The organism is Bacillus sp. CCB-MMP212 (assembly GCF_022748145.1).
Lineage (GTDB): Bacteria > Bacillota > Bacilli > Bacillales > Bacillaceae_G > Bacillus_A > Bacillus_A cereus.
In genome coordinates this window covers 264,312-277,191 of sequence record NZ_JALDQE010000002.1, presented here as the reverse complement: position 1 = coordinate 277,191, position 12,880 = coordinate 264,312, and the positions used below count along the sequence as shown (strand labels likewise).

Here is a 12,880-nt window from a genome sequence, read left to right as displayed (position 1 = left end):
ATTACTTAGGAGGGGAAAACAATGGTTTCAAAAATTGAGTCTGTTCTTTTAACAATTTTTATCTTTTTCTGTATTGGTTTTAGTGTTATTCAATTAGAAGTTTCACCACACATCCCAATTTTATTTGGTATCGTTCTTTTATTAGCATTTGGATTCCTGAAGAAAATCTCTTGGTCTACTATGGAGAAAGGGATGATCAGTAGTATTTCAGCTGGTATTCCATCTATATTTATTTTCTTACTTGTAGGCGTATTAATTAGCGTTTGGATCGCAGCTGGAACTATTCCGACTTTAATGGTATACGGCTTCCAACTTGTATCTCCAAAAATTTTCGTTCCAACTGTTTTTGTTGTTTGTGCAATTGTTGGAACGAGTATCGGTAGTGCATTTACAACTGCTGCAACTGTAGGACTTGCCTTTATGGGAATGGGTACTGCCCTTGGATACGATCCAGCTCTTATTGCTGGGGCAATTATTTCTGGTGCATTCTTCGGAGATAAAATGTCTCCTTTATCTGATACAACAAACTTAGCGCCTGCTGTAACGGGTGTAGATTTATTTGAACATATTCGTAACATGCTTTGGACAACAGTGCCAGCTTTCATTATTGCTTTTATCGCATTTTTCATTTTAGGAAGCGGATCTGGTGGAAACGTTGATTTCTCAGCATTTATTAATACACTAGAAAAAAATGCAACGATTTCTATCGTTACACTTATTCCTATTTTATTACTGTTCCTATTCGCATTTAAAAAGGTACCCGCAGTTCCAACATTACTTGCAGGAATTGTGGTAGGAATTATTATTCTCTTTATTTTTAAACCTAGCACTTCTTTAGCTGATTTAATTAAAATTATGCAAGACGGTTACGTTTCTAAAACTGGTATCAAAGATATTGATAGCTTATTATCTCGCGGTGGCCTGCAAAGTATGATGATGTCAATTGCTCTTATTTTCCTAGCTCTTTGTATGGGAGGATTATTACAAGGAATGGGCATTATAGCGCAGCTGATGAATATTATCTCTAGCTTCGTAAAAACTAGTACACGCTTAATTATTTCTACTGCTTCAACTGCAATTGGTGTAAACTTCTTACTTGGTGAGCAGTACTTATCCATCGTTTTAACAGGACAAGCATTCGCTAATAAATACGATGAAGTCGGTTTAGAGCGTCGTAATTTATCACGAGTATTAGAAGATGCTGGTACAGTAATTAATCCACTCGTACCATGGGGTGTCAGTGGCGTATTCTTAACAAATGTTCTTAGCGTTCCAACATTCGATTACCTGCCATACGCAATCTTCTGTTTAGCTTGTCCAGTCGTAACCATTATCGTCGGTTTTACTGGATTCGGTCTTTCATGGAAAAAAGAAAAAGCAGTACCAGTTTCATAATATAACAAAAAGGATTACCAAATCGGTAATCCTTTTTATATTTCTCGACTATCTATTCGCTTTCTTTCTTCTAAATAACATAAGTAATCCCGCTCCAACAAACGCAAGACCAGCTCCAATTGTAGAAGCAATACTTGCACCTGTTTTCGGTAAATCACGTTCATCTTTTTCAGCTTCTTTATTTTCACTTACAGTTGTTGTTGTTTCTTTTGTATTTTGATCATCTGTTGTAGTTTGTCCAGATCCAGTATTGTTTCCATCTTGCTTTGGTTCATTACCATTATTACCTTCTTCTGTTGGTGGTGTTGGGTTTTCTCCATTACCTGTTGGCGGTGTCGTTGGATTTTCTCCCCCACCTGTTGGTGGTGTCGTCGGATTTCCTCCATCACCTTTCGGCGGTGTCGTTGGGTTTCCTTCACCAGTTTCTTTATCATCGTTCTTCTTCGTTATATCAATTGCATATTTAGCAAATTCATTTTCAGATGGTCCAAGATATGATATCTTTCCATCTTTCTTTATATACTCTTTTGCTTTTGGTGAAGAATCAAATGTTGTAATTAATTTATCTGCAACAATCGGTTTAAATGTCCAATTTTGATCGGCTGTCGGATTAATAGCCGGTGTTTCTTGCATATATTTCACTATGATTTGACGTGTTTCATCTTGCGATTGGTAAATAACTTCTCCTTCACTTACACCAGGGAACGTTTTACTGCTACCGCGATAATTATTTGTAGCAACAATAAACTCTTGATCATCAGCTACTGGCTTACCTTCATATGTCATATTTACAATACGATTCGTATTTGCATTTACAACTTTTCCATCTTTATCGTATTTCGCCGGTTGTGTTACATCAATTTCATATTTTAAACCATCTATAATATCAAAGTTATATGTAGGATATCCTGTATTCACCAATTGCTGTTCAATTTTTTCTTTTGGTTTAGGATTAATTTGATTAAACTGACCTGCAGACATTTCAAGCCATTCTTTCACTTGTGCCCCATTTACTTTTACAGCATATAACGTATTTGGATATACGTATAAATCTGCAACGTTTTTAATCGCTAACGTTCCAGCTGGAATATCAGTATAATATGTTGCACCGTTTCGGCCACCTGCTTTAAATGGTGCACCTGCAGATAAAACCGGAATATCTTTAATCTTTTCGTATTCTGGTTTTTTAAGTTCTTGTTCTACATACCATTTTTGCGCATTTGTCACAATTTGTACAGAAGGATCATCTTGTACTAATGAAAAATAACTATTAATTGGTGCTTTCGTTTCACCTACATGTGTATTTACATATTCGATTGTCTTTTCATGTTCATCTTTAATTTCATTAACTAATTTTTGATCAGATTCTACTAATGGATTACCTTTACTATCAGCAATCGGACGAAGTTGCGGCTTAGACTGATCTTTTTGCACTTCCCATGTTCCGTTTACCTTTTTCAATTGCATATCAATAATACCTAAGTTACTACCAAAAACACCAGGCATTACAACTGGAACACCATTAAATACATCCTTCACTTCAGTATGTGAATGTCCCATTAATACTGCATCTACGCCAGGAACTTGTGTTGCTAAATGATATGATGCATTTTCCATTTTATTCACTTCTTTATATTCGCTCTTATCGACGCCTGAATGAGCCAATGCAACGATAATATCCGCACCCTCATTTTGCATTTTTTTCACCATTATTTTTGCTGTTGCGACGATGTCTTTCGCTTTTACTTTTCCTTCTAAGTTCGCTTTATCCCAGTTCATGATTTGTGGTGGAACAAATCCCATTACACCAATTTTCACTATTTGTTTTTGGCCTGCTTCATCCACTACTTCTTTCTTTAAAATATGATATGGTTTAAAATAATTTTCATCGTTCTCTTCCTTATCATCATGGTCAACTTTATATACATTCGAGTTAATAACCGGGAAATCCGTTTTTTCAATCACTTTGTTTAAATAATCTAAACCGTAGTTAAATTCATGATTCCCAAGAGAGATGACGTCATACTTCATTAAATTCATTACACGATATAATGGATGTGTATAACTAGGCTCCACACGATTCTTCGGATCTTTTATTTTATTCGCTACGTAATCCCCAAGCGGTGTCCCTTGTAATGCATCCCCATCATCAAATAGGACAGAGTTTTTCACTTCTTCACGTGCTTTATTAACGAGTGTTGCCGTTTGTACAAGACCTACTTTATTATCTGTTTTCGTTTGATAATAATCGTAATTCATTAAGTTAACGTGAATATCTGATGTTTCTAGAATTCGTAAGTTAACTGTACTCTCCCCAGTGTTCTCATCTGCATGAGCTGTTGCTGGCATTACTTGCGGTGCCATTACACCAATCGCAAGAGTTGCTCCAGCTAGCATTTTTTTTGACTTTTTCACAAAAAATCCCCCTTATACAATTACCAGAAATAATGAAATGAATCCCTATCTGTCTCTAACCACATACCTTTTTTCTTCTATTAGAGACACAATTTTCATTTCACCCTGCGCTAACGAGTAGTCCCCTTAAACGCTCGATTGATGAAGACTAACAATTAATAGGAAATAAAGCTCCCACTAATTAAAATTTCACCTTATCTGACATTATCATATATAAAGTTCTTTCCTATCGTCAATATTTTTTGACAAACTTCAACAAATTTTCTGTAAAGTTATTATAAACTTTTCATAAACATATAATATGCCCTTACATTGCTAATACTGCTGAATATGATACAATTACCAATTACAAGGAGGATGAATTTATGAAAAAAGTCATCTTAACAATTGTTTGTCTCCTCCTTCTGATCATTTCTTATTCTTATTTTGAAAAGAACGACGAGACAAAACAAAATGAATCTGAAGAAAAAATAGAAAAAACATCTGCCCCAAATTGGATTGATAAGCAAACAAACGAATCTTTTTATCATCTTGTATTAGGTGATTCACTCGCTAAAGGATATGGATCGACACAAGGTGGATTTGCTGAATTAGCTTCTAAGCAAATAGAAGCACAAATTCATAAACCAATTACAGTAGAAAACCTTGGGATAAACGGTCTTACAACAGATCGTCTCGCTAAAAAAGTTCAATCAGAAGATGTAAAGCAAAAAATTAGAGCAGCAAATATCATTACAATTAATATTGGGGGAAATAATTTATTTCGCTTAAATCGTGATGTCGGTGTTATAGACGGTATTAAAATGTTAAATAAAGAAAAAGCTCATTTTGAAGCGGATGTAAAAAATATTGTAAAGACAGTCCGAGATCAAAATCCGGATGCTTTACTCATTCTTTCTGAACTCTATAACCCGTTACAACTCGATGACTCCATCGCAAGTTATGCAGATATGTTTTTAGACGGCTGGAATGAATCCGTTTATTCCATTGCAAAAGTGAATCAACCATCTATCGTTTTGCCAATTCGTAAATTAATATCGAATGATAAAAAAGAATTGCTCTTTGACCAAGTACACCCAAATGATAAAGGCTATACGATTATTGCCGATTCATTTACAAAAAAAGTATTGGCCTACAAATATTAAAATTCCCATGAAACAATTCTATTTTTATAACATGTCTTTTTTGTTACAATGATAGTGGAAGGGGGCCTTTATATGGAATCACGCGAGTGGGAACGTATTGTTGATCATCTTCTTTCGCTAGTGCCTCTTTTTTATCGCAAATTTATGCTTCCTGGAGAATTTTCTTCTCAAAGACATATGCCGCCATCACATACACAAGTATTACTGCTTTTGCATGAAAACGGCACATTAGCAGTTTCCGAAATCGGCAAGCGGCTAGCGATTTCACGGCCTAACATGACACCTCTATTAAACAAACTTATTCAAGAAGAACTAATAGAGCGTCATTATAGCGAAAAAGATCGACGGGTCATTTTAATTTCTCTAACAGCTGAAGGGAAATTATTAGTAAATCAGTATCAGCAATTCATTTTAGACAAACTAAAAGAAAATTTCCAAACATTATCTGAGGAAGAGCGCGAAAAGCTCATTCATTCTCTTCAAACCATTCAAAATTTAATTTTGAAAACAAACGTATAAAGCTGCTTCTAAATAGAAGCAGCTTTATGATTCGTAATAGTTACCATAGTACACATTGGAATATGGCCATGTTGTTAAATATGGTTTTTTTTCCTGTGTAGGCTGTTGTTGTGGTAATTGTGGTATTTGTGATAATTGCTGTAATTGTTGTTGCCGATATAATTCGTATTGTCTACTCGTATCATAAACCGGATAATAATTTACATATGGATATACTTGAGGTACGTAATAATAATACATTATCCTCTCCTCCTTTTTCTTAAACATATTCAAAGGAGAAAATGAATGTGACATTGTTTATAATTGTACAAGTGGTTCTCTCACTCGTTTCTTCCTTTTCTTCAAACGTAACTTACGGTTCTTTTCGTATAAATAATGCACAACGAAATACGAAATGAGACCAAACACAACTCCTAAAATCGTCATTCCAATTAATACATACACTTCACTTTGTAATAAGCTCTTTAATATCGTAAAAATGTGACTTGAAAACAAGTCCGATATCGTAAATGGTTCATGATGAATTTTCTGTACATGAAATGGATAAATCATTTTTCCTAGCGCATACGCAAGCGGAAATAAAAATACTGGGAGAAACGATATTTTCCCAATAATATTGCCAATAACTGCCGCTGGAAAAGATCCCTTTGCTAACCTGACGATTGGATAAAATATTACATATACGAGCGATGCCGTATAAATGACTAACATTTCTAAGCCGAATCCTATAGCAAACCCTAACGATACTTTCTTTGCGCCTTCTGGCGATCGAAGCAACTTATAATATTGAAACTTTAATATTCTCCACATCCGCTGAAAAAACGAATATGTTTTCTTAGTTGTTTTCACCCTCATCATCTCTTTAACTATATTTTTATATGTAGTATGTCCTTACACACTCTGAAAAACAAATTTAGTTTTCTCTTTTATTATAAATGATATCGAAATGGTTAACCAAATATACATCCGACATTTTAATATAAAAAAACCTCCCTTTTAGGAAGGCTCTTCTACATTTTTAAATAAACTCACTAATAACGCTTTTTGAGCATGCAATCGATTACCAGCTTGCTCAAATACGATAGACTGTGGTCCATCTATAATTTCGCCTGTTACTTCTTCTTCACGATGGGCAGGTAAACAGTGTAAGAAACGATATGTTTGTTTCGCATACTTAACAAGTTCGTTATTGATTTGGTAAGGTTGAAATAAAGAATATTTCTCTTCTTCGTCCTCTTGCCCCATGCTCATCCAAACGTCAGTATAAATGAAATCTGCTTCATTCACCGCTAATTCAGGATCATGCAAAACTTCAATTTCAGCTCCTGTTTCCTTGGCAATCGCTAACGCTTTTTTTACAATCTCTTCATTCGGTTCATATCCTACAGGCGTTGCAACAGTCATATGCATTCCGACTTTTGCACTCGCTAGCAACAATGAATGACATACATTATTTCCGTCACCTACGTAAGCCAATTTTATTCCTTTAAATGTATTTATTTCTTCATATATCGTCATGAGGTCTGCCAATGCTTGGCAAGGATGATGATCATCCGTTAAACCGTTAATAACAGGAATACTCGATTCTTTTGCAAGCTCTTCTACATCCGCGTGTGAGAATGTACGTATCATGATCCCGTCAATATACTGCGACAATACTTTCGCAGTATCTGAAACGGTTTCTCCTCTCCCCATTTGCATCTCTTTCCCACTTAAAAACATACCATGTCCCCCCAGCTGTACCATTCCCGCTTCAAAAGATACGCGAGTACGAGTTGAATGCTTATCAAAAATAAGCCCTAATATTTTGCCTTGTAATAAAGGCTCTTGCTTATTCTTTTTTAAATATATAGCGAACTCAATTAAAGAAATAATTTCTTCTTTCGTTAATTCTTCTAGTGTTAAAAGATCTTTCGTATTTAATTTCGGTACTTGTACAGTTGACATGAAACTTCCCCCTTATATGATTGATACGTTTTTTGTACAAACTACTTTTTTTATTATATATACTGCCTGTTCTAACTCTTCATTCGTGACAATGAGTGGCGGTAATAGTCTTATAACATTAGGGCCTGCTTGTAATACGAGAAGTCCTTCGTTTTCTAGTTGTTCTATAAAACTTGCAACTTCATGCTTACACTCAATCCCAATCATAAGCCCCTTACCACGTATATTTTGAATACATTCGACATGCTGTAATTCCTCTTGCAACTTCTCTAATACGTACTCGCCTTTTTCTTGTACTTCTTTTAAAAACGATGGTTTTTTACTCACTTGCAATACTTCTTTCGCTGCAGCCATCGCGATGTAATTCCCGCCAAAAGTTGAACCGTGTGATCCTGCAGTAAACGACGTTCCGAGCTCTTTCCCGCCAATCATCGCTCCGACAGGAATCCCATTCCCAAGTGCCTTTGCAACGGTAACGATATCAGGCTCTATTCCCACTTGTTCATAAGCGAATAGTGTTCCAGTTCTTCCTATCCCCGTTTGTACTTCGTCTATAATAAATAAGGAACCGAACTTATTACATAATGTTTCAATCTCTTTCAAAAAAGATAGATCAGCAGGTATTACTCCTCCCTCTCCTTGAACAACTTCTACCATTACCGCCGCAACTTCTTCATTCATTACTTCCTCTAATGCTTTAATATCGTTAAAAGGGATATGTAAAAAAGATGGAAGTAATGGACCAAATCCTTCTTTCACCTTATCTTGGCCCGTTGCACTCATCGTTCCAAATGTTCTACCGTGAAAAGACTGCTGGCATGTTACGACGAGAGATTTTCCAGTATGCTTACGTGCTAACTTTAAAGCCGCTTCATTTGCCTCTGCCCCACTATTACAGAAAAACACATAATCTAATGCTCTATTTTCTGTTAATAATGACGCAACTTCTTCTTGTAAGCTGTTTGTAAACAGGTTAGATATATGCCATATATCATCAAGTTGCTCTTGTACACCTTTGAGAACAGTAGGGTGACAATGTCCTAAATTACATACGCCAATTCCTGATGTAAAATCTAAATATTGCTTACCTTTATTATCAATAACTTTCGTTCCAGTTCCCTTTACAAACTCAATAGTTCTTCTGCCATACGTTTGAAAAAGATGACTCGTCATGCAATACTCACACCTTTCGTTACCGTCGTTCCAATACACTCTCCCGTAACCTCAGTAAAATCTTTTGTACCATTCACAATACTTATCTTTTGCACTCCCATTTTTAATGATGCTAGTGCCGCCTGTACTTTCGGAATCATCCCACCTGTAATAACACCTGTTTCTATAAAAGTTGCAATTTCAGATTCATCCGTTTCCTTTACCAAATTCCCTTCATGTAATATTCCATCTACATCCGTAATAAAAATAAGCTCTTTTGCCCCTAACGCGGCCGCAATCCCAGCTGCAGCATTGTCCGCATTTATGTTATAAATTTCATTACCATTTACCCCGATTGGAGCAATAACAGGAATATAATTCATATTCATTAGCCCTTTTAATAAGGACGTTTCGACATAACTTACTTCTCCCACATATCCTATCTCCTCGCTGACAGGTTGAACTTGAAGTAAATTACCGTCACACCCCGAACAACCTACAGCAAGTAAATTATGCTTTTGTAAATTCATTACGAGTTTTTTATTCGTACTTCCGCATAGCACCATTTGAACAACATCCATAACTTCTTTTGGTGTTACGCGTAATCCATCTCTTTTTTCTACGTTGATGTTACAATCTTTTAATTTGGCATCAATTTCTGGCCCACCACCATGAACAATCACTACTTTATACTTCTGTTGCAATTTCTTTATACAATCAAAAAACACAGCATTTAATTGATTCAACATACTACCGCCGCATTTCACTACAATATAATCGCTCATCTTCTCTCTCCTTATGTACGATAACAAGCATTTATTTTCACATATTCATAGCTTAAGTCACAGCCCCAAGCTGATCCTGTCTCTTCACCTAAGTGTAAGTACACATTAATGACTATTTCATCTTCTTGTAATCTCTCTTTCATTTCTTCTTCAGAAAATATTTGAGGCTCACTATTTTTTAATACCGATATAGATTGAAGAGTAATGTCAATTGTGTTCGGATTAATAGCTACTTCACTTTGTCCAATACTGCTAATAATCCGCCCCCAGTTTGGGTCTTCACCATGTATTGCTGTTTTCACAAGACTCGAACCGACTATTTGCTTTGCAATTTTTTTTGCCTCTTCATTCGTTTGAGCTCCTAGCACATTTACTTCTATTAACTTCTTAGCTCCTTCACCATCTTGCGCAATTTTTTTCGCTAAATCTTCACATACCTTCTGTAAAGCACATACGAAAGTTTCCCAATCTGTATGTTCCATATTTATCGGTCTTGTTTCTGATAATCCACTTGCCATAACGATGACCATATCATTCGTAGAAGTATCTCCATCTACCGTAATTTGATTAAATGTATGATTCGTAATTTGGGATAACACTGTTTGCAATACGTCATGCTCTATATGAGCATCTGTCGTAATAAAACTAAGCATCGTTGCCATATTCGGATGAATCATCCCTGAACCTTTTGCAACACCCGCAATCGCCACTTTCTTCCCATCAATAATCATTTCATAGCAAGTTTCTTTCGTTATAAGATCCGTCGTTAAAATTGCTTCAGAAAAACAATATGCTTCACTTTCTTCCTTCGTTGGTATAAGAGTTGCAACTCCCTTTCGGATTATATCCATCGGCAGTGGAACACCAATTACACCTGTTGAAGCTACTGCAACGTAATTTTCTTTCATCCCAAAATGTTCCGCCCCTAATGCGCGCATCTCGTATGCGTCTTGTAATCCTTTCATTCCAGTACAAGCATTTGCATTTCCACTATTAACGATAATTGCTTGTAACTTCCCTTCTGCCGTTATACTATCCTTCGTTACTTGCAAAGGAGCTGCTTGTATTTGATTCGTTGTATACACAGCGGCACATGATGCAGGTACATCACAAACGATGGCACCTAAATCCTTTTTCTCCTTTTTTAAACCATTTGCAGTACCAATTGCAGAAAAGCCTTTCGGCGTTACAATTGAACCATTTTCTAATTTTGTAATAGACGCTACTTTAATCATCATGTCCCCCTTATACATAAAGCGGCATATGTTGTAAACCTGTTGTCTCTTCTAGTCCCGCTATTATGTTTGCATTTTGAATCGCTTGCCCAGCCGCGCCTTTCATCATATTGTCTATAACAGAAACGACCGTAACTCTTTCAGCTCTTTCATCGTAAGCTATGCCAATATCACAATAATTTGAGCCTCTCACTTCTTTTGGACTTGGAAATTTCCCTTGCGTACAAATTCGGATGAAAGGCGATTGTTCATACGTTTCTTCATACAATTTTTGAAGTTGCTTTATTTCCATCTTTTGTTTTACTTTTGCATAAAGTGTAATCATGATTCCTCGTGATATCGGTATTAAATGTGTGCTAAATGTAATTGGCTGTGATCCACTATTCCATTCTGTAAGCATTTGCTCAATCTCTGGAACGTGCTGATGCTCATTCACTTTATAAATGTGCAAGTTATCATATAGCTCAGGAAAGTGAGTCATTGTTGTTGGTGTTTTACCTGCTCCTGATACCCCTGATTTCGCATCAATAATAATCGAATCTTCTTCAATCATGCCGCTACGTACTAACGGCGCTATCGCTAGCAATGTGGCTGTAGCAAAACATCCTGGGTTTGCAATTAAATTCGCCTTTTGAATCCCAGTCCTTTTCCATTCACTTAACCCATACACTGCTTTTCTAAGAATTTCTTCTTTCGCTGCTGGCCTTTTATACCACAGTTCATATGACGAAGGATCTATCATACGAAAGTCTCCAGATAGGTCAATTACTTTTAAACCTTCTGCTAATAACTTGGGAGTTAACTCCGCCGATACTCCTGCTGGGGTTGCTAGAAATACGATTTCTGCTTCTTTTCCTATCGTCTCCACATCAATTTCTTGTAACGTATGAAAAAGGACATTTCGAAGATGCGGATATACATTTGTTATACACTCACCAACTTGTGAAAAAGAATGGAGAGATGCTATCGAAAAATATGGATGTTGTTCTAATAAACGAATTAACTCAATGCCCCCATATCCAGTGGCTCCAATAATTGCGACTTTCATAAGTTCCTCCTCATATCGATTCTTTAAATTAAGTATGATTATAATATTGTATATTTATAGAGTCAATTAAATATTTATAAATTTTTAAATCTAAAAAAACTTAATTTTATTAGAAAAATAATATACTCAACCGAATTTTTATACAAAAATAGTGCATAGTAGTTTTTTTATTTCACTTCAAGTACAATAAAACAATACATACGTACATACAGGCGGGGAAAAATATGAACGAAAAATTAATTGAGAAAATGATTATAAAAAGTTTTCAACAATATCAATGCAGTCCAATATCAAAAGAAGATCAGGAAATGCTAGTGAAACATATTCAAACGGTGACTCATTCAAATATTGAAATTGATTTATACGAGGAAATTGAGGATATTGTTTATGATTATGTAACTGGAAAACAATAAAAAATAGGAGATTTCCATATGGAAATCTCCTATTTTTTACTTAATGATTTACCTGCTACACGTTCAAATAAACCTGGGAATAAAGCATAAAGTTTCGGGCCAATTCCCATCCACTTCGGTAAGTTTACTTCACGTTTTTTCGTGTGCATCGACTTTACGATTTGTTCTGCTACGTATGTTGGTTTTAACATGTAACGTCCCATATTCTTTACATATGTACCAGATTGATCCGCTATTTCAAAAAAGTTTGTATCTATCGGACCTGGATTAATTGCTGTAACATAAATATCTGTATTGGCTAATTCCATGCGTAAACTATTCGTAAATCCTAATACGGCATGTTTCGTTGCTGCATAAGCACTCGATTTCGGAGTTGCAATTTTTCCAGCAAGTGAAGCGATATTAATAATATGTCCTTCATTCTTGTTTACCATATAAGGTAGTACCGCTTTCGTACATGCTACTAATCCAAATACATTTACTTGGAACATATCTTTTACTTCACCCATTGACGCATCTTCAAACGTTTTAAAAATACCAAATCCCGCATTGTTTACTAATATATCAATACGTCCCACTTCTTGTAATACCTTTGAAAAAACAGACTGTACTTCCATCTCATCACTTACATCTAATACATAATAATAGCAAGGCGTATTATAAGTTTCTTTAATTTTGTCTACTAACGCTTGTAGTTTCTCTTCTGTTCGAGCCATTAATACTGGAGTCGCTCCCTGTGCTGCAACTTGCATTGCAACTTGCTCACCAATCCCACTAGAAGCACCTGTAATGACGATTACTTTATTTTGTAAACGTCCTGTCATTG

13 protein-coding genes are annotated in these 12,880 nt (G+C 35.7%); 4 read left to right on the top strand and 9 right to left on the bottom strand.

Annotation, left to right across the window (positions count from 1 at the left end; translation table 11 throughout):
- The first annotated feature begins 21 nt into the window (after positions 1-21).
- On the top strand, positions 22-1,395 hold the full coding sequence (gene nhaC / locus MRP26_RS06225; protein WP_000253730.1) for a Na+/H+ antiporter NhaC: 1,374 nt from the start codon (positions 22-24) through the stop codon (positions 1,393-1,395).
- 48 nt (positions 1,396-1,443) lie between these two features.
- Here nhaC and cpdB read toward each other — a convergent pair whose 3' ends face one another.
- Positions 1,444-3,810 (bottom strand): bifunctional 2',3'-cyclic-nucleotide 2'-phosphodiesterase/3'-nucleotidase, encoded by a 2,367-nt coding sequence (gene cpdB / locus MRP26_RS06220; protein ID WP_242806043.1) that lies wholly within the window; start codon positions 3,808-3,810, stop codon positions 1,444-1,446.
- Between the two features lie 365 nt (positions 3,811-4,175).
- On the opposite strand from cpdB, the gene MRP26_RS06215 reads away from it, so the two are divergent.
- Together MRP26_RS06215 and MRP26_RS06210 are read left to right on the top strand one after the other, a co-directional pair.
- Positions 4,176-4,955: a GDSL-type esterase/lipase family protein gene (locus tag MRP26_RS06215; RefSeq protein WP_242806042.1), complete on the top strand. Its 780-nt coding sequence runs from the start codon at positions 4,176-4,178 to the stop codon at positions 4,953-4,955.
- Between the two features lie 72 nt (positions 4,956-5,027).
- Positions 5,028-5,474, top strand: coding sequence for a MarR family winged helix-turn-helix transcriptional regulator (locus tag MRP26_RS06210; protein ID WP_000445819.1), 447 nt, complete (start codon positions 5,028-5,030; stop codon positions 5,472-5,474).
- Between the two features lie 24 nt (positions 5,475-5,498).
- Here the strand turns inward: MRP26_RS06210 and MRP26_RS06205 are convergent, their stop codons facing one another.
- The 7 genes from MRP26_RS06205 to argC all read right to left on the bottom strand — a co-directional run bounded on the left by MRP26_RS06205 (position 5,499) and on the right by argC (position 11,641).
- Complete coding sequence (locus tag MRP26_RS06205) at positions 5,499-5,714, bottom strand: hypothetical protein (protein ID WP_000291956.1); 216 nt, start codon at positions 5,712-5,714, stop codon at positions 5,499-5,501.
- A gap of 57 nt (positions 5,715-5,771) precedes the next feature.
- Positions 5,772-6,332 carry a DUF2062 domain-containing protein gene (locus MRP26_RS06200; RefSeq protein ID WP_002005691.1) on the bottom strand — a complete coding sequence of 187 codons (561 nt, stop codon included), beginning with the start codon at positions 6,330-6,332 and terminating at the stop codon, positions 5,772-5,774.
- A gap of 138 nt (positions 6,333-6,470) precedes the next feature.
- Entirely contained in the window at positions 6,471-7,421 is a 951-nt protein-coding gene (gene argF, locus MRP26_RS06195; RefSeq protein WP_242806041.1) for an ornithine carbamoyltransferase, read from the bottom strand.
- 12 nt (positions 7,422-7,433) lie between these two features.
- Entirely contained in the window at positions 7,434-8,594 is a 1,161-nt protein-coding gene (locus tag MRP26_RS06190) for an acetylornithine transaminase (protein WP_053563690.1), read from the bottom strand.
- The gene (gene argB / locus MRP26_RS06185; RefSeq protein ID WP_078400492.1) at positions 8,591-9,358 is read right to left on the bottom strand and encodes an acetylglutamate kinase; all 768 of its coding nucleotides are present in this window, start codon (positions 9,356-9,358) and stop codon (positions 8,591-8,593) included. Before argB ends, MRP26_RS06190 begins: the two co-directional genes overlap by 4 nt.
- A gap of 11 nt (positions 9,359-9,369) precedes the next feature.
- Positions 9,370-10,593, bottom strand: coding sequence for a bifunctional glutamate N-acetyltransferase/amino-acid acetyltransferase ArgJ (gene argJ, locus MRP26_RS06180; RefSeq protein WP_050844495.1), 1,224 nt, complete (start codon positions 10,591-10,593; stop codon positions 9,370-9,372).
- A 10-nt stretch (positions 10,594-10,603) separates the two neighbouring features.
- Positions 10,604-11,641 (bottom strand): N-acetyl-gamma-glutamyl-phosphate reductase, encoded by a 1,038-nt coding sequence (argC, locus tag MRP26_RS06175; RefSeq protein ID WP_000861239.1) that lies wholly within the window; start codon positions 11,639-11,641, stop codon positions 10,604-10,606.
- A gap of 224 nt (positions 11,642-11,865) precedes the next feature.
- Here argC and MRP26_RS06170 point away from each other — a divergent pair, with 224 nt between their 5' ends.
- Positions 11,866-12,054: a YqzH family protein gene (locus tag MRP26_RS06170; protein ID WP_001003222.1), complete on the top strand. Its 189-nt coding sequence runs from the start codon at positions 11,866-11,868 to the stop codon at positions 12,052-12,054.
- 29 nt (positions 12,055-12,083) lie between these two features.
- On the opposite strand, the gene MRP26_RS06165 is transcribed toward MRP26_RS06170, so the two are convergent.
- A complete protein-coding gene (locus MRP26_RS06165) occupies positions 12,084-12,878 on the bottom strand; it encodes an SDR family NAD(P)-dependent oxidoreductase (protein WP_000147789.1) in 795 nt (264 codons plus the stop codon).
- Between the last annotated feature and the right edge of the window lie 2 nt (positions 12,879-12,880).